Below are 17,045 nucleotides of genomic sequence, written 5' to 3'. Positions count from 1 at the left end.
TAACGTATCTTTAAAATCTTAAATTAAAAGATGTCCAAAGTCCTATTTTTATTCTTATTGCTTTGTAATATTTGCGTCGCGCAAATTACTGTTTCTGACAGTATCACAAAATACCCTGTAAGCTACGCTACCGTATCGTTTGGCAACGGCAACGGTCTTTTTGCCGATGATGAAGGTCAGTTTTATTTTTCGAAAAAGCTGTATCCAGATATTGATTCTTTATTTATTTCGGCATTGGGCTATAAGGATTTGAATGTTGCTACAGCAAATCTGCCAAAACAGCTTTACCTGCAGCCACAAGCTGATGAACTGGACGAAGTGGTGGTTGGTGTTAAACGTGATAGAAAATATAATACCGAAGAAATAAAGCCCTATCTAGACGATGACTACTACAGCTCTTGGTTACCAACTATAGAATCTGAAATTGCAGTATATTTTCCGAAAGAATCATCAAACGATCAAAAACTAACTTCGGTTTTATTTCCCATTGCTTTGGAATCCAAAGATTGGAAAAAAAGAAAACGAAAAAATGCCGAAAAAAAAGAGTTTTCCACCCTGTTTAAAGTTAAATTCTATAATACAGAAAACGGTCTACCGAGTAAAACACTTACCTATAAAACTATTGTTTTTAGAGCTACCGAAAAAGATGGTGATGTTTACGAACTCAATGTTGAAGATAATAATATCTACATACCAAAGGGAGGTTTCTTTGTGTCGCTTCAGGTTTTGGGCTACACTGATAAAGCCGGAAAACTATTACCCAACAAAAAATACAAAGAGATAAAATCTAAAAACGGTGTGGTAAAAATTCCAACAAATTTTAGACCACTTCTCCCGTTCACGGACGAAATAGAAACGAAAAAAACGTTTGTTAAACGTGTATTCATCAATGGTAATAACTGGGTGAAATTTGATACTGGCAACGGATTTAAGTCCAGTCTCTTAGATAAGGGTCTTTACAATTACGGTATCGGTATTAAGTATAAAATATACAAAGATGATTGAACCCTTAGGACTTTACATCATGGCTGGTATTTATATTTTCGCTGGTTTAATGCATTTTATCAAACCGAAAATGTACTTACGGATAATGCCAAGGTATTTACCTTACCCTAAAGCATTAGTTTTATTGAGTGGTTTGGCAGAAATAGTTTTAGGAATAGGATTATGCATTCCTGCAACAAAACCGTTTGCTATTTATGGTATCATCGCCATGTTAATAGTATTTTTATTGGTACATTTTTACATGTTGTCTAATGAAAAAGCTTCTGCAGGCATCCCAAAATGGATTTTGATTCTACGGATTCCACTTCAATTTGGTTTGATGTATTGGGCCTGGATGTATTTGAATTAAAAATGCTTACAAATTGAAAACCAATAACATTACTCAAAGAAGTAATTGGGTTCTACCTATTATTATTTTTTCACAATTCTGTTGCACATCAACATGGTTTGCTGGCAATTCTATCGTTGACGAACTTAAAATTGCTTATAATCTAAGTGACCAATCTCTCGGCGATATTAGTTCTGCGGTGCAATTCGGTTTTATTTTGGGCACTTTTGTATTTGCAGTACTTACTTTGAGTGATCGATTTTCACCTTCAAAAATATTCTTTGTTTGCGCCACTATTGGAGCTGTTTTTAATTTTGGCCTACTATATAATGACAATACAATGTCTACCATTTTGAGCTTTCGGTTCTTTACTGGTTTTACATTGGCTGGCATTTATCCTGTTGGTATGAAAATTGCCGCCGACCATTATAAAAAAGGCCTAGGAAAATCCCTCAGTTTATTGGTTGGCGCTTTGGTACTGGGAAAATCATTTCCCCATCTCATCAAATCATTTGATTATACCCTACAATGGGAAACTGTTATTTACGCTACCTCTATGATGTCAGTAATTGGTGGCATACTCATTTTGTTTGTAAGCAACGGACCTTACCAAAAATTAGCTAAAAAATTTGACGCTACTAAAATCATAAAAGTTTTTAAAAATAGCTCACTCAGATCTGCAGCGTTTGGATATTTTGGCCATATGTGGGAGCTGTATGCGTTCTGGACGTTTTTGCCTGTTTTTCTTTTGGGTTTTTCTGAATTTCATCAAACCCAAATCAATATTTATTTCATTTCGTTTTTGGTGATTGCCGTTGGAGCCATGGGCTGTGTGTTGGGTGGATTATTATCAAATAAATATGGCACTAAAAAGATAGCCTCTCTATCTATTGGTATTTCTGGCATGTGCTGTGTGCTGTCACCATTGTTTTTTATACTTGGCTACCAGCAGATTTTCATAATATTTTTGCTTATTTGGGGAATGGCAGTAATTGCAGATTCGCCATTGTTTTCGACCATGGTAGCTCATAGTGCTCAACCAGAATCCAAAGGCACTGCTCTAACCATCGTTAATTGTATTGGTTTTGCTATTACTATAATTAGCATACAATTACTCAACACAATCTTTAGCCCTAACCATAATGTGGCTTTTGCATTTTTGATTTTAGCAATTGGACCCGTTTTAGGGTTATTAGGATTGAGATTGAATCATTCCACCACAAAATCAAAATAAGTATTTGGGAAAGGTTCCCAACGTAAGGTAAAATGCCACCATTCTTTCGGATAGTTTCTAAAGTTATGTTTCAACATTACGGTTTGCAGCAATTCTCGGTTGGCTTTTTGTTCATTTGAAATGCCTTCGTAATTCACCCAGGATTTCTCACCAAAAAAATCATAAGGACTTCCCATATCCAATGGCTCACCAGTCTCACCATCGGTGATGGTCAAGTCTAATGTACTACCTCTACTATGACCCGATTTTGAAGCAATGTAGCCAGCCTTGAACAAGTTTCGTTTGTTCACTTCAGGATAAAACTCTGATTTGTTTATCGTATCATTTAAATCGCGCGCCCAACGGATAAAGTGATTGACGGCTCTTTGTGGTCTGTAACCATCATAAACCTTTAAGCATAAATTCTGAAGCTGTAATTCTTCATGAACTAATTTCAGTTTTTCAGCTGCTGGCTTGGTAATAATAAGACGGTTGGCTTTGTAACCGTCAATGGTATCACCAACAAAATTATGGTCTGAGTAATAGCGCAGTTCCACATCCAAATCCTTAATTACATCTTGTGCATAAACAAATCCATCCGGTAATTCATTTTTGGACTGAAAGCCAAAATGTATCAGCACTATACAAATAAGAAATATGTTGGTTTTGATGTTCATAATCTTAATGCTAATTTAGAGAAAAAATAAACTATGAACTTGTTTTCAGGCGACAAACAATCAATCGAGCTTCCAAATGCTGAACTTATTTACGTTCCTGATTTTTTCTCAGAAGCAGAGGCCAACAATTATTTCGAAACATTAAAATCTAAAACAAGCTGGCAACAGGATGATATAAAAGTTTTTGGTAAAACCTATAAACAACCTCGCCTAACAGCACTTTTTGGAGAAGGTGATCAAGCCTATAGCTACTCTAATATCGTGATGCATCCCGAGCCGTTTACTAAAGAACTTAAAGTCATTAAAAATAAGGTTGAAAGAATAAGCAATTCAGAATTCAACACCGTTTTGTTGAATTTGTACAGAGACGGCAACGATAGCAACGGCTGGCACGCAGATAATGAAAAAGAATTGGGTAAAAATCCCGTAATTGCTTCGGTAAGTTTTGGTGAAAAGAGACCATTTCATTTTAAGCATAAAACTTTAAAAGAACAACGTCACAAACTGAATTTAAATCACGGAAGTCTCTTGATTATGAAGGGTGAAATGCAACACTACTGGGTACATCAGATTGCTAAGACAAAACAAAATATAGAACCCAGAATAAACTTGACTTTTAGAAAATTGATTTAAAAATGTAATGCCAAGAATGTAATTAGTTAAGTTAAAATAACCAATTAAAATTGACGGTGGCTGAGCAAAGTCGAAGCTATAGAAATCAAAAAGCCGAGATCCCTCAATCTCGGCTTTTCTTAATTTGCTTTTTTTATTATGTAAGTAGATTCAGGGTTTCTAAGTCAACAACATAATGCAAATATTAATTAATTAATCCATTGAACTAAAAACTAAATTTTAGTACAAGTCAAATATATAATTGATTTTCATTTTCAACGTCTAAAAACTATTTTAATCGATGAAATACAATTAAATTTAACATTTTAAGTTGAAAACATGTATTTCGTCGATGAAATGCAGTTTAAAAATTTTTGTTTTTCATTCAATTTGAATAATAATTTATCATTATTTATGTTTCAAATATGAAAATAAGATTGAATATCAATTAACTTTATACCTCTAAAATCCATTTTATATGAAAAAGCTCTTATTTCTTATTTCATTCGTTAGCTTTTCAATTGTATTTTCTCAAAACAAAAACTTTGAAGAAAAAGAGTTAACCATAACTAAATGGATCGACGGCACGTTGCTCAAACCACTAAATACTGTAAAACCTGATTTAGCGATAATCATAGCTGGATCTGGACCAACTGATAGAAATGGTAATCAAAATTTCCTTAAAAACAATTCGCTTAAAAAATTAGCCGAAGGCTTAACTAATAATAATATCGCCACGTTTAGATATGACAAGCGTATCGTTAAACAAATTAAAACCGGTAATGTCGATGAGAATATAATGTTTAATGATTTTGTCACCGACGCAACAGATGTTATTGAATTTTTTAAATCTAAAGACGATTATAATAAGATATATGTCATAGGACATAGTCAAGGTAGTTTGGTTGGCATGCTAGCCGCAAAAAAACAGGCAGACGGATTCATCTCACTAGCAGGTGCAGGCCAAAACATAGGAGATGTCATTGTTGAGCAGGTCACCAATATGGCGCCACAACTTGGTGAAGAAGCTAAACGGGTCGTTGGCATATTAAAAACTGGAAAAACCACTTCTGATTTTCCACCAGCTTTAATTTCCTTATTTAGAGAAGATATTCAACCCTTTATGATTAACTGGATGTCGCACAATCCTACAGAAATCATTAAGGATTTAACTATGCCTATACTCATTATTAATGGCACCAAAGATCTTCAGGTATCCGTTAATGAAGCAGAAATGCTCAAGTCAGCACACGAAAACGCTGCACTCAAAATTATAGAAAATATGAATCATGTGCTCTTCGAAATAAAAGGGGACGATTTGGAAAACTCAAAATCCTACAACGAATCGCAAAGAGCTATTTCGCCAGAGCTTATTTCTTCAATTTCTGAATTTATTAAGAATTAGAAAATACTTTCTCATTTATTCAAAAAAAAGCATCCCAACCACGGGATGCTTTAACTAACTAACCAACCAAAATGTAATGCTACGATTTTGTAGTTGTTACAACGTGGTAACTATCGTATTATTCATTACGATTAGTATATTACAAATGGTATGCCAAACTTTATTCTAAAGATTTTTTCTTCAAACTGTAACAAAACTTTTGATTTGCACACTAATAAATTAAATCATATCTTTATGATATCATATTAATATTAAATTAATACTAATCAATTAAATGTATCAACCATGAAAGAAGAAAAACTCATTGTACCCGCAAATGGCTATTTAATGCTATTTCTGTTTTTAATATTATTCTTCGGAAGCATTGCGCTTATTCCAATCACTAAGACCGGATGGTCAGCCTTTGGAATTGTTACCGCTTTGGTACTGGCTTTCGGATTTTTAATGGTACAACCAAACGGATCTCGCGTATTGCTATTGTTTGGAAAGTACGTAGGTACTGTAAAAAGAAACGGTTTTTATTGGGTGAACCCATTTTACACCAAAAAGAAAATCTCATTAAGAGCGAGTAACTTTGATAGTGAGCGTCTAAAGGTGAATGATAAACTCGGCAACCCAGTAATGATAAGCACCATTTTGGTTTGGCGCGTAGAAAATACCTATAAAGCTGCATTTGATGTCGATAATTATGAAAACTTTGTTCGCGTACAAACCGATGCTGCAGTTAGAAAATTAGCGAGTATGTATCCATATGATAATTTCGCGGACGAAGGAGTAGATGAAGATATTACACTAAGATCTAGTGTTAACGAAGTAAGCGAAGCCCTTGAAAAGGAGATTGACGAACGTCTTACTATTGCAGGTATTGAAGTTTTAGAGGCGCGAATTGGTTATCTCGCTTATGCAAATGAAATCGCCAACGCCATGCTTAAGAGACAACAAGCTACTGCGATTGTTGCAGCTAGACATAAAATTGTAGAAGGGGCAGTAAGTATGGTAGAAATGGCCATTGAGCAACTGAACAAAAAAGACGTTGTGGTTTTAGACGAAGAACGAAAAGCTGCTATGGTTAGTAATTTAATGGTTGTTCTATGCGGTGACAGAGATGCCTCACCAGTAGTTAATGCAGGAACTTTAAATCATTAAAATGAATAAAAACCAAATATTGAGCATTAGTTTGGGCAGTAGTCTTGGTACTAGTATTGGTATCACTATTGGAGCTGTAGTTGGCAATGTAGCCATGGGTGTGGTTTACGGCTCTATTATTGGTCTTTGCATCGGAGTCGTAATTGCATTAGCAATTTTTAAAGAAAATACTAAAGAATAAGAAAAATCATGAAAGAATATAAAGTAGAAATGCCAAAATTAGGCCTTACGAATAGACATCAAAAATATGAAGATTTTTTGAATCAATATGCCAGAGAAGGATGGATCGTGAAACATATTGTACCAAATTCTTCAATGGTGATATTTGAACGTGATAAAAACAGATAATGAGAATCTTTAAAGAAGAACAGCGATTTACTCAATTATGGCTCATCATGCTGATTTTAATCAGTATGTTGGTACCAGTTGGTATTGTTTTGGGTACCTATTTTAAAAATCCCAATAGCTTTTCGGTATTAGAACTCACTATTATTTTACTGGTTGTGTTGTTGGCTTCAAGTATTATATTTTTATTCAAGTTAAATACTAGAATTGATGAGAAAGGTGTTCATTATCAATTCTTTCCTTTTCATTTAAAATATAAAGTCATCTCATGGGCAGATATCAAAGAAGCCCATGTCAGAAATTATGATCCTATTGGAGAATACGGTGGCTGGGGAATAAGGGGTGGTATACTGTGGAACAAATCAAAAGGAAAAGCCATCAATGTATCAGGTGATATTGGGATACAACTCAAGTTGAAAAATGGTAAAAAGCTTTTGATTGGTACTCAACAGAAAGCCGAAGCAGAAAGCGTTTTAAACACTTATCAAGCAAAAATTAATAATTAAAACAGATGTCAAAGAAAAAAGCATTTGCATTAAGAATCAATGAAGACATGTTGAAGGCTGTGGAAAAATGGGCTGCGGATGAGTTTCGCAGCACTAATGGCCAGATTGAATGGATGCTTATGAAATATCTTAAAGAGCACAACAGGCTTCCAAAAGAAAAGCAAAAACCCGATAACAAAAAGTGATCATGATTGGTCACTTTTTTTAGTTACTAATTTTTGTATTTTGCGTTTCAAAATTAAACTGAAATGGAAAACCAACCTGTATTTACCAATGATGCCATAGTGTTCGGATTATTAATGATTGCTTTGGGATTCGTCTTTTTTACCGAATCGAAAAAATCAGGTTTTTGGCCTAAATTCTACCGTATAGTTCCGGGACTTTTAATGTGTTATTTAATTCCTGCTATATTTAATTCCGTTGGTTTAATATCAGATGAGATTTCTCAGACATATTTTATTGCCAGTCGTTATTTATTACCTGCATCACTAGTATTATTGACTTTAAGTATTGACTTAAAAGCCATCTTTAATTTAGGCTGGAAGGCCTTGGTCATGTTTTTTACAGGAACCATTGGTATTATTATCGGTGGACCAATTGCTATTTTATTGATTTCAAGTTTTTCTCCAGAAACAGTTGGTGGCGCAGGTTTTGATGCCACTTGGAGAGGACTTGCTACACTTGCAGGAAGCTGGATCGGTGGTGGAGCTAACCAAGCCGCAATGTTAGAAATTTATGAATTCAACCAAGAATTATATGGAGGCATGGTTTTGGTGGATATCGTTGTGGCCAATATTTGGATGGCAATTATTCTTCTTGGTATCGGTAAACGAAAAAAAATAGACAATTGGCTTAAGGCAGATAACACTGCTATTGATGAGCTTCAGAACAAAGTGCAGGCTTTTAGTGATAAAATTACCAAAATACCTACTACGACAGATTTTATTGTGATTTTAGCCCTCGCTTTTGGTGCCGTAGGTATTGCACATTTTGGGGCGGATCATATTTCTGTATTTCTAAAAAATAATTTTGAAGCAGTTAGCGATACTAGAAGTGCACTTTCATCCTTTGGTAGTGGTTTCTTTTGGTTAATCTCTATTGCTACATTAATTGGAGTACTTCTTTCGTTTACAAAAGCTAAAAACTACGAAGGGGCAGGCGCAAGTAAAATAGGCAGCGTATTTATATATATTTTAGTCGCTACAATAGGTATGAAAATGGATTTAGGTAAGATTTTTGAAAATCCAGGCCTCATTTTAATTGGATTAGTATGGATGGCCATACACGCAGTATTATTAATTTTAGTTGCCAAACTTATTAAAGCACCTTATTTCTTTTTGGCTGTTGGCAGCCAAGCAAATGTTGGTGGCGCAGCATCTGCACCTGTTGTAGCTGCGGCTTTTCACCCATCACTAGCAACTGTTGGTGCATTGCTCGCGGTTTTTGGATATGTCGTCGGAACTTATGGTGCAATTTTATGTGCGGAACTTATGAAAATTGCCGCAGCAGGTTAGCATTTTAAAAACAATTATAAGATATTTGCGCACCTAAAAACTAAAGCAAAAAATGACCAGAATTTATAAAGCCCTAAGCATAATCCTTTTATTAGTACTCACTATTTCATGCGGAAAAGATTCAGATTCAAATTTTAAACTGAAAGGAAAAGTTAAAGGGCTAAAAAAAGGAATAGTTTATCTTCAAAGGGATGGTGATTCTACTATAATTGATCTTGATTCTATGGTTATTTCGGGTGAACCTGAATTTACTTTAACTACCACGATCGACGAACCAATTTTATTTTACCTTAAATTATTTAAGAACGATGGTGAGGAGCATTATATTCCGTTTTTTGCAGATAAAGGAACGACAGAAATAAATACGACGCTGAAGAATTTTAATTTTGATGCTGAAATCAATGGTTCTGAGCAGCAAGAACTATTAGAATCTTATTTGAAGGTGATGTCTAGATTCAACAATCAAAATTTAGATTTAATAGAGCAAAATTTTTTAGCACAGAAACAGAAAGACACTCTTTTGTCGGATTCACTTTCAACTCAATCACAACGATTATTAAAGAGAAAATATTCTTACACTATACAATTTGCAATGACCAATAAGGACAGTGAGGTTGCACCGTATTTGGCACTTTATGAAATTCCGAGTGCTAACCCTGTTTATATCGATTCGGTTTACAACAATCTTAATGAAAATATCAAAAATTCTTTTTACGGTAAAAAACTGAAAGAAGTTATTGATACACGTGCTTCTGTCGAAGAATAAATTACTTAAATAAGATCACAAAAAAAACTTCAGTTTTTTAATAACTGAAGTTTTTTTTAATCTAAATTTTTTATTCTTAGAGCTTATTAATCTTAGCTACCAGTTCTCTTCCTTTGGTTTCAAGATCATTATTTATAGCTTTAAAATGTGCTTTTTTGTCTTCTACATTGCGATCATTAACACGTGCAATTAGCTCATCGAACGTTGCAATAGCCTCTTCAATTATCGCTTCACTTTCTTTGGTAGGTTTTTGTGTATTAGACAATTCCCAAATGTAAACTGCCTCAATAATATCTCCAAGAACAAAGTTGATATCCTTTTTTAAATCTCTTTTATTTGCCATGATTGTTATTTTTTTAAATCGTGGCAAAAGTACTAAATCTAAACGGTAATTCTTTATTTAATTATTGTTGAAAATATTAATATGACCTTATAGAAATTTTAGCATTTAAAGTAAATTATTTTGTTGATACCGGAGTTGAAATTTTTTCTCCTTAAACGGTATCCGAAGTTGTTTTAATTTTCACCAACACAAATCCATCAAAGCGCACTTAATTAACAAAGTAATCTAACTTATTTGCTTTGTTTATGATTACCATTGTAAATGATAGAAAGATCATCTGGGACAAAACTTATTTAATTGCTTTCACCTACACAACTTATTCTCCAGAATAAGTCACAAAATTACGTGGTGTTTCGTAAAGAGTGATTTCCAAATGAAATTTAGAATCTAATTTGGGTTTTATTTTATTGTATATGATTACTGCTATATTCTCTGCTGTTGGATTGAGTTCTTTAAATTCTGCAACTTCAACATTCAAATTTTTATGGTCAAAGGCATCTTCAACTTCAGATTTAATGATGTCTTTTAAAATTTTTACGTCAATCACATAACCTGTTTCTGGATCAATATCGCCAGTCACACTTGCAATCAATTCATAATTATGGCCATGAAAATTGGGATTATTGCACAGTCCAAAAACAGCTTCATTTTTCTCAAAACTCCAATCTTTTCTATAAAGACGATGTGCTGCATTAAAATGTGCTTTTCTATGAACTGTAACTTTCATTATTTAGTGATATTAATATATTCGTAAAATTTCTCGAAAATAATTTTGAACCAAGCTGTGTAGATTTCTGGATTTGAAACCATATCGGTCTTTACAGCTTCTAAAGACATCCATTTCCAATCGCCTACTTCCTCTGGATTGATATTGGGTTCTTCATTGAAATAGCCAATCATTATATGGTCGTATTCATGTTCAGTCAGGCCATTGTCAAAAGGTGCTTTGTATATAAATGAGGTTGTTTCTTTAAGTTCAGTTACAAAACCCATCTCTTCTTGTAATCTGCGTTTTCCTGCATCTAAATTACTCTCACCGTCTCGTTGGTGACTACAACACGTATTGGTCCACAAACCAGGTGAATGATACTTTTCTAATGCACGCTGCTGTAGCATTAGCTCATTTTTTTCATTAAATACAAACACGGAAAATGCACGATGCAACAACGCTTTTTCATGTGCTTCCATTTTTGGCATTAAGCCAAGTTGATTATCGTTTTCATCTACTAGGATGACTAGTTCTTCTGTCATAAATGCTAAATTACTATCTTAAACCGTAAAAGTATAAAGGATTTAACAAAAAAATAGCCGTTTAAAAAATAAACGGCTATTTAGAACGGTACTATATTATCAGCTAGTTTTCAGGACATTTTTCGCCTTTAAAACTTGTAATTATAAATTCGCTTCTTCTGTTTTCTTGATGCTCTTCTTCAGAACAGCTAGAGGTATCAGTTTGTTCACATCCACAATCATTAACTAATCTATATTCTCCATAACCTTTGGCTGTTAAACGGTCGTCCGTAATATCATTTTTAATTAGATAATTACGAGTAGACTGCGCTCTTCTATCTGATAGTTTCTCGTTATAGATATCTGTACCTCTGCAATCTGTATGACTACGAATATCAATGGTCATTGTTGGGTACTGATTGAGTACCGCTATGACTTTTTGCAATTCAATTTCGGCATCGTATCTAATGTTGGACTTATCAAAATCAAAATATATGATCGGTATATCAAGAATCTTCGCTAAGTCATCACATGGATTTACTTGCTGCTCATCTTTGTCTAACAACAACTCGATCTCTAAATCTTGTTTTTTACTTGGGGTTGTAAATCGTTTTTCATCTGAAATATAAGTTTCTTTCTCCCCTCTTATTAAGTACTCTTTATCACACTCTAAATCGAACTCAAATGTTGCTTCTTGTCCAACCGTTTTACGCTCTAGTTCTTCTCCGGTTTCATTATATAAAACAACGACAGCTCCAGGTATTAATTCAAAAGAGTCTTTATCTTTAACAGTACCTGTGACCAATTGAGTGCATTCGGGTTCAATGAAAGAATAAATATCATCACTCCCTTTTCCTCCTTCTCTATTGGAACTAAAATAAACCTCCTTGGTCACAACATTTTCGTAATAACCAAAATCATCCGCAGCGCTATTTACAGGTTTTCCAACATTTTGAATAGTAAAATTGAAATTATTTGGCGAACTGTTTCTATAATTTTGGTCTAGTTCTCTTGATACAAAAACATCTAACCCTCCCAATCCAGGAAAACCACCAGATGAATAATAAAGATCACCACTAGTATTTACAAAAGGAAATGTTTCTTGACCCTCAGTATTAATGGAAGTCCCTAGGTTTTCTGGTTCACCAAGCGTACCATCTTCATTAATATCGACAACAAAAATATCGGACATGCCATAGGTGCCTGGCATATCTGAAGCAAAATAAAGCTTCTTACCGTCTAGCGTAATTGTTGGATGGGCAACGCTGTAATCTTCACCATTAAAATGGATAGATTGAATATTTTCCCAATCTCCATCCTCACTTCTTGTGGCTCTATAAAGTTGAAGTCTATTTATGCCAGTATCATCTTCCTTATATCTTAAGTTGTAATAATTATTTCTAGTAAAGTACATATACATTCCATCTGGAGAATATGCCACACTAGACTCGTGATACTTTGTATTGACGTCTCCTCCAATCTCAGAAACTTCTCCGTAATTTCCTTCTACTGATTTTTTAACAGTGAATAAATCTAAATATGGTTGTTCGTTCCATCTGTATTTACGACCACCTCCACGCGACGATGCGAAAACAATTCCATTACCATCTACAGTTGGAGACGTTCCAAAATCGGAGTATTCTGTATTGAATTCTAAATTATTCGGCTGAATATCGTCCCTGCTTACGGCTTCAATATCAGACTTATAATCTACCTTAGACATGAAAGCTCTTCCACGTAAATCATCCGGTTTTAAGTCGTTGAATTTTTTCATCCATTCATTGGAAGCATCATAATTTTTTGATCCCTTGAGCGCCATCGCATATCTAAAATAATATTCAGGGTCTATAACTTCATTTAAAGCCATAAGCTCTCCATACCATTTGGCAGCTTCTTCCATTTTATTTTGAAAATAGAAAGAATTGGCCAATTTCTGAAGTAAGTCTACCGATCTATAGCCTTTATTAGCTACTTCGAGCAAAACCTCACTCGTCTTTACGTAGGCGAAATCCCTATAGTCATCCTGTACACTTTGTATTTTACCCTTTTGGGCATAAATTGCTACCGAAAAGAAAGCAATACTTGTAATAATTAAATATCTAAATGTTTTTTTCATAATCATATGTTTAGAAGAATCGCGGAGATAAAATTCTACCTAGTCGTTTAATCTCGAATCGCAAAATAAGCTCATGCGTGCCACTATTATAATTGTTTAGACCTGTTGTTGTTAAATCGTAACCATAGCCAATGTACGTTCCAGGTGTTACTTGAAAACCTACAAGGCCACTTACAGAATCGTCCCACCTGTAAGCTAATCCCAAAGTCAATTGTTTTTTAAACAACAAGTTAGCAGAAATATCTGCAATGATCGGAGCACCAGACACACCTTTGATTAAAAAAGCAGGTTTTAATTCTGTAGTTTTACTAAGATTAAAAACATAACCACCAATTGCATAAAAGTGCATGCGCTCAGTAGCTACAGATTCTTGGAAATCATCATAATGTTCGGTTTCCAAAAAATTAGGAATGGCTAGACCCAAATACCACTTTCTTGTGTGCATGTACAAACCTGCTCCGACAGTTGGCGAAATAAGATTTATATTATCTTGAAAAGCTGCATCAGGATCTTGAAATCTTCCTTTGCTCCAATCCGTATCTAGCATATGAAACCCACCTTTTACTCCAAATGAAAGCTTCAAATCGTTTTCGTTTAAAGGAATAGTGTATGAAAAATTTGCATCGACAAACGACTCTCTGGCTGGGCCTAATGCATCACTAACAATATTTAGTCCTATACCAATTCTTTCGTTCCGTAAAGGAGCATGAATACCCAAAGATTGAGTTTGAGGTGCACCATCGATTCCGACCCACTGAGATCTATGTACACCAACCACACTAAGAGTTTCTCTTTGACCTGCATAGGCTGGATTAACACTTAACGTGTTGTACATATAGTGTGTATATTGTGGATCTTGTTGTGCAAAACTATTAGCACTGCATAGTGTAAATACTAAAACTACTAATCCTTTTATTATTGATGATTTATGTATCATTTTAATATATTTTATAATTCAGTGTTTCTTAGTTTTTTCTATTTATATATAACCATCCAACTCTTGGTTCTGAGCCATCTCCAAGATCAAGAACGTAGTAATATGTGCCTACTGGCAATTTATCTGAATCGTTAATTACAGCTCTACCGTTAGAAGTACCGTCCCAATCATTTTGATATCCTCTTTTAGAATAGACTATATTACCCCATCGATTATAAACTTCTAACTTATTATCTGGAAATCTTTCTAAACAATCTATTGTGAATGTTTCATTCACTCCATTTCCATCTGGTGAGAACTCGTTATAGATGGTTAAACAAATAGGATCTACAGTAACACTATCAGAATCATTACCAATATTTACATCAACACCGCCAATTGCACTTTGTACCGATGCCGTATTGGTGTAATCACCGATACCTAAAACCTCTACTGTTAGTTCCAATATTTCGACTTGATCTGGATTCAGTTGAGCAATAATCCATTCACCATTGACTTCAGAATATGTTCCAGCAGTTAAGGCTGGTGGTGGAACAAATGTAAACCCACTTGGTATTTGCTCATTAATGACAATATTGGTTGCAGTTACATTACCAATATTTGCTACTTCTATTGTAAATGTAACATTATCACCAACTACAGGCCTTAATTCATCTACAGTTTTAATTACTTCAATATCAAAAAATGCATTGACTTGAGTTATAGTCGGATCATCCGGATCACCATCACCATCATTATCAACATCATTTGGATTATTAGGGTCGTCACTTGTATCATTCACATCATCATTCGGGTCATTCAAATCACCAGCTGGTGCTTCTCCATTGACAGTTGCTGAATTGATTACGCTTCCAGCATCAATATCATTTTGAGTAATTTGATATGTAGCTGTATAAGTAGTATCATCGACTTCTCCAGGAATTAATTGTGCAATTGGTCCACCCATTAAATTTAAATTTGGTAAAGCATCCTGCACAACTATATCCGTTAATGTAACATTTCCTGTATTCTCAACGGTAAATTCATAGGAAATAATATCATCAATACCACCAGCTATCCCATCATTATTAGAATCAACTAATGGCAATGCAGATTTCAACAAACTAATACTTGGATTTGGATTAATAATTGTTTCTGTTGGATCGTCTTCAGTATTACCATCCGTATCATCTCCATCATCACTTGTATCATTCACAGTTCTGTCATCCGGACCATCGCCACTCGCAACTACACTATTATTAAATCCACCAGAATCGATAGCATTCTGTTCAATAATATAAGTAGCTGTATATGTAGCTATTTCACCAACCAATAAATTTCCTTCAGTACTTCCTAAATCTCCACTGACAAATGTTGGACCAGAGAATAAAGTTAAAGTGTTTCCATTGGCATCAACAAATGTGTCTACCAACATGACATTATCTAAAGTCACATTACCTGTATTAGTAACTAAAATAGTATATGTTATTTCATCATCTAAGCTTGGACCGGTAGGTACAATATCATTTGTAATTGTAACAGTCTTTACAACTTCAATTGATGGATTTTGAACAATCACGGTATCAGTCGGATCGTCCGGATCTCCATCTCCGTTATTATCATTGTCAGCAGGATTGTTCGGGTCATCACTGTCGTCTGTAACGCTACCTCCCTGAGGGTCCGTACCATCAGCCATTGCTTGGTTTGTCACTGTACCAGCATCGATGTCCGCTTGAGTAATTGCATAAGTCGAAGTGTAAAAGATAGGGCTTTGTGGTGCAACCGCAAGGTCATCTACTTCGGTGTCTCCGTCCTCGTCGGTGCCGCCACTTACATAGGTCGGTGTCGGCAAAGCACCTGTTCCTGTAAAGTCCGATGCATCCTCAGTAACCGTTACATTGAACACAGTCACATCACCAGTATTCGTTACCGTATAGTCGTAAGTAATGATATCTCCAACGCTAACGACGCCGTCAGCCCCTACGTCCAAGTTGCTCGTTTTAGTAATGCTGATCATTGGATTCTGTGGTATTACAGTAACTGTCGGATCGTCCGGATCTCCATCTCCGTTATTATCATTGTCAGCAGGATTGTTCGGGTCATCACTGTCGTCTGTAACGCTACCTCCCTGAGGGTCCGTACCATCAGCCATTGCTTGGTTTGTCACTGTACCAGCATCGATGTCCGCTTGAGTAATTGCATAAGTCGAAGTGTAAAAGATAGGGCTTTGTGGTGCAACCGCAAGGTCATCTACTTCGGTGTCTCCGTCCTCGTCGGTGCCGCCACTTACATAGGTTGGTGTCGGCAAAGCGCCTGTTCCAGTAAAGTCCGCTGCATCTTCTGTAACTATTACGTTGAAAACCGTAACGTCACCAGTATTCGCTACCATGTAGTCGTAAGTGATAATATCTCCAACACTAACAACGCCGTCAGCTCCTAAGTCCAGATTGCTCGTCTTAGTGATGCTTATCATTGGATTTTGTATTATCTCGAATGGTGTTACGTCGTTCGTTGGATCGGCATCGTTGTTGTCACCGTTGACATCGTCAAGGTCGTCCGTCTCCTCGTTGGAAGGGTCCGCTACAGTGGTACCGTCGGCCTCCGTTCCTGTATCAGATACGTCCGTGACGTCATCCGTGTTGCCCGGTGAGCTCGCCGTAACGTCCGCCGTGTTCTCTATTCCTCCGGCATCAACATCACTCTGTAGTACCGTATAACTTGCCGTACAGGTCGTGCTCGCACCTGGTGCAAGGCTCGTCGCCACACAGCTTACCGTACCCACTACCGGGTCGTTGACCGATATGCCTGTCAAGGTTACATTGCCCGTGTTCGTTACCGTAAAGCTGTAGTTGACCACATCGTCGACCAAGCCCGCTCCACCTCCAGGTGTCACGCTCGATACGCTCTTGAGGATCTCTATACT

At 35.6% G+C, this 17,045-nt stretch carries 19 protein-coding genes; 12 read left to right on the top strand and 7 right to left on the bottom strand.

The window, feature by feature from the left end:
- The first annotated feature begins 30 nt into the window (after positions 1-30).
- From HM983_RS12855 to HM983_RS12845, 3 genes are read left to right on the top strand one after another with little or no spacing between them, the layout of a single operon-like run.
- Positions 31-1,005: a peptidase associated/transthyretin-like domain-containing protein gene (locus HM983_RS12855; protein ID WP_179345991.1), complete on the top strand. Its 975-nt coding sequence runs from the start codon at positions 31-33 to the stop codon at positions 1,003-1,005.
- Entirely contained in the window at positions 998-1,354 is a 357-nt protein-coding gene (locus HM983_RS12850) for a DoxX family protein (protein ID WP_179345989.1), read from the top strand. The genes HM983_RS12855 and HM983_RS12850 overlap by 8 nt, the downstream gene beginning before the upstream one ends.
- Before the next feature lie 13 nt (positions 1,355-1,367).
- The gene (locus HM983_RS12845; protein WP_218841863.1) at positions 1,368-2,567 is read left to right on the top strand and encodes an MFS transporter; all 1,200 of its coding nucleotides are present in this window, start codon (positions 1,368-1,370) and stop codon (positions 2,565-2,567) included.
- Here the strand turns inward: HM983_RS12845 and HM983_RS12840 are convergent.
- Positions 2,543-3,223, bottom strand: a complete 681-nt coding sequence (locus HM983_RS12840; protein WP_179345987.1) for a M15 family metallopeptidase — start codon at positions 3,221-3,223, stop codon at positions 2,543-2,545. The genes HM983_RS12845 and HM983_RS12840 overlap by 25 nt on opposite strands.
- A 33-nt stretch (positions 3,224-3,256) precedes the next feature.
- Between HM983_RS12840 and HM983_RS12835 the strand changes: the two genes are divergently transcribed.
- The 9 genes from HM983_RS12835 to HM983_RS12795 all read left to right on the top strand — a co-directional run bounded on the left by HM983_RS12835 (position 3,257) and on the right by HM983_RS12795 (position 9,517).
- Positions 3,257-3,856 (top strand): alpha-ketoglutarate-dependent dioxygenase AlkB family protein, encoded by a 600-nt coding sequence (locus HM983_RS12835; protein WP_179345985.1) that lies wholly within the window; start codon positions 3,257-3,259, stop codon positions 3,854-3,856.
- A 457-nt stretch (positions 3,857-4,313) separates the two neighbouring features.
- Positions 4,314-5,240 carry an alpha/beta hydrolase family protein gene (locus HM983_RS12830; RefSeq protein WP_179345983.1) on the top strand — a complete coding sequence of 309 codons (927 nt, stop codon included), beginning with the start codon at positions 4,314-4,316 and terminating at the stop codon, positions 5,238-5,240.
- Positions 5,241-5,525: 285 nt separating this feature from the next.
- Positions 5,526-6,386 carry an SPFH domain-containing protein gene (locus HM983_RS12825; protein WP_179345981.1) on the top strand — a complete coding sequence of 287 codons (861 nt, stop codon included), beginning with the start codon at positions 5,526-5,528 and terminating at the stop codon, positions 6,384-6,386.
- Between the two features lies 1 nt (position 6,387).
- The gene (locus HM983_RS12820) at positions 6,388-6,567 is read left to right on the top strand and encodes a hypothetical protein (RefSeq protein ID WP_179345979.1); all 180 of its coding nucleotides are present in this window, start codon (positions 6,388-6,390) and stop codon (positions 6,565-6,567) included.
- Positions 6,568-6,575: 8 nt separating this feature from the next.
- Positions 6,576-6,734, top strand: a complete 159-nt coding sequence (locus HM983_RS12815) for a DUF4177 domain-containing protein (protein WP_179345977.1) — start codon at positions 6,576-6,578, stop codon at positions 6,732-6,734.
- The gene (locus HM983_RS12810) at positions 6,734-7,237 is read left to right on the top strand and encodes a hypothetical protein (RefSeq protein ID WP_179345975.1); all 504 of its coding nucleotides are present in this window, start codon (positions 6,734-6,736) and stop codon (positions 7,235-7,237) included. Before HM983_RS12815 ends, HM983_RS12810 begins: the two co-directional genes overlap by 1 nt.
- A 5-nt stretch (positions 7,238-7,242) precedes the next feature.
- Positions 7,243-7,422, top strand: a complete 180-nt coding sequence (locus HM983_RS12805; protein WP_179345973.1) for an Arc family DNA binding domain-containing protein — start codon at positions 7,243-7,245, stop codon at positions 7,420-7,422.
- A gap of 63 nt (positions 7,423-7,485) precedes the next feature.
- Complete coding sequence (locus tag HM983_RS12800; RefSeq protein ID WP_179345971.1) at positions 7,486-8,751, top strand: DUF819 family protein; 1,266 nt, start codon at positions 7,486-7,488, stop codon at positions 8,749-8,751.
- A 52-nt stretch (positions 8,752-8,803) separates the two neighbouring features.
- Positions 8,804-9,517 carry a DUF4369 domain-containing protein gene (locus HM983_RS12795; RefSeq protein WP_179345969.1) on the top strand — a complete coding sequence of 238 codons (714 nt, stop codon included), beginning with the start codon at positions 8,804-8,806 and terminating at the stop codon, positions 9,515-9,517.
- 76 nt (positions 9,518-9,593) lie between these two features.
- Here HM983_RS12795 and HM983_RS12790 read toward each other — a convergent pair whose 3' ends face one another.
- The 6 genes from HM983_RS12790 to HM983_RS12765 all read right to left on the bottom strand — a co-directional run.
- Positions 9,594-9,860, bottom strand: a complete 267-nt coding sequence (locus HM983_RS12790; RefSeq protein WP_179345967.1) for a hypothetical protein — start codon at positions 9,858-9,860, stop codon at positions 9,594-9,596.
- Positions 9,861-10,176: 316 nt separating this feature from the next.
- Entirely contained in the window at positions 10,177-10,587 is a 411-nt protein-coding gene (locus HM983_RS12785) for a 6-pyruvoyl trahydropterin synthase family protein (protein ID WP_179345965.1), read from the bottom strand.
- Positions 10,587-11,111 (bottom strand): isopentenyl-diphosphate Delta-isomerase, encoded by a 525-nt coding sequence (gene idi / locus HM983_RS12780; protein ID WP_179345963.1) that lies wholly within the window; start codon positions 11,109-11,111, stop codon positions 10,587-10,589. Before idi ends, HM983_RS12785 begins: the two co-directional genes overlap by 1 nt.
- 103 nt (positions 11,112-11,214) lie before the next feature.
- Positions 11,215-13,206, bottom strand: a complete 1,992-nt coding sequence (locus HM983_RS12775) for an OmpA family protein (protein ID WP_179345961.1) — start codon at positions 13,204-13,206, stop codon at positions 11,215-11,217.
- A 10-nt stretch (positions 13,207-13,216) separates the two neighbouring features.
- Positions 13,217-14,143: a PorP/SprF family type IX secretion system membrane protein gene (locus HM983_RS12770; RefSeq protein ID WP_179345959.1), complete on the bottom strand. Its 927-nt coding sequence runs from the start codon at positions 14,141-14,143 to the stop codon at positions 13,217-13,219.
- A gap of 28 nt (positions 14,144-14,171) precedes the next feature.
- The coding region (locus HM983_RS12765) for a DUF7507 domain-containing protein (RefSeq protein ID WP_179345957.1) at positions 14,172-17,045 on the bottom strand (2,874 nt) is incomplete at its 5' end.

The organism is Winogradskyella ursingii, assembly GCF_013403975.1.
Classification (GTDB): Bacteria; Bacteroidota; Bacteroidia; order Flavobacteriales; family Flavobacteriaceae; genus Winogradskyella; species Winogradskyella ursingii.
This window is presented reverse-complemented; position numbering and strand designations above follow the sequence as displayed.

Coding starts and splice junctions, on each gene's coding strand:
- HM983_RS12835 (WP_179345985.1), top strand. CDS start 3,257: ATGAACTTGTTTTCAGGCGACAAACAATCAATCGAGCTTCCAAATGCT.
- HM983_RS12785 (WP_179345965.1), bottom strand. CDS start 10,587: ATGAAAGTTACAGTTCATAGAAAAGCACATTTTAATGCAGCACATCGT.
- HM983_RS12825 (WP_179345981.1), top strand. CDS start 5,526: ATGAAAGAAGAAAAACTCATTGTACCCGCAAATGGCTATTTAATGCTA.
- HM983_RS12810 (WP_179345975.1), top strand. CDS start 6,734: ATGAGAATCTTTAAAGAAGAACAGCGATTTACTCAATTATGGCTCATC.
- HM983_RS12830 (WP_179345983.1), top strand. CDS start 4,314: ATGAAAAAGCTCTTATTTCTTATTTCATTCGTTAGCTTTTCAATTGTA.
- HM983_RS12795 (WP_179345969.1), top strand. CDS start 8,804: ATGACCAGAATTTATAAAGCCCTAAGCATAATCCTTTTATTAGTACTC.
- HM983_RS12775 (WP_179345961.1), bottom strand. CDS start 13,206: ATGAAAAAAACATTTAGATATTTAATTATTACAAGTATTGCTTTCTTT.
- HM983_RS12815 (WP_179345977.1), top strand. CDS start 6,576: ATGAAAGAATATAAAGTAGAAATGCCAAAATTAGGCCTTACGAATAGA.
- HM983_RS12800 (WP_179345971.1), top strand. CDS start 7,486: ATGGAAAACCAACCTGTATTTACCAATGATGCCATAGTGTTCGGATTA.
- HM983_RS12820 (WP_179345979.1), top strand. CDS start 6,388: ATGAATAAAAACCAAATATTGAGCATTAGTTTGGGCAGTAGTCTTGGT.
- HM983_RS12790 (WP_179345967.1), bottom strand. CDS start 9,860: ATGGCAAATAAAAGAGATTTAAAAAAGGATATCAACTTTGTTCTTGGA.
- HM983_RS12840 (WP_179345987.1), bottom strand. CDS start 3,223: ATGAACATCAAAACCAACATATTTCTTATTTGTATAGTGCTGATACAT.
- HM983_RS12805 (WP_179345973.1), top strand. CDS start 7,243: ATGTCAAAGAAAAAAGCATTTGCATTAAGAATCAATGAAGACATGTTG.
- HM983_RS12850 (WP_179345989.1), top strand. CDS start 998: ATGATTGAACCCTTAGGACTTTACATCATGGCTGGTATTTATATTTTC.
- idi (WP_179345963.1), bottom strand. CDS start 11,111: ATGACAGAAGAACTAGTCATCCTAGTAGATGAAAACGATAATCAACTT.
- HM983_RS12855 (WP_179345991.1), top strand. CDS start 31: ATGTCCAAAGTCCTATTTTTATTCTTATTGCTTTGTAATATTTGCGTC.
- HM983_RS12770 (WP_179345959.1), bottom strand. CDS start 14,143: ATGATACATAAATCATCAATAATAAAAGGATTAGTAGTTTTAGTATTT.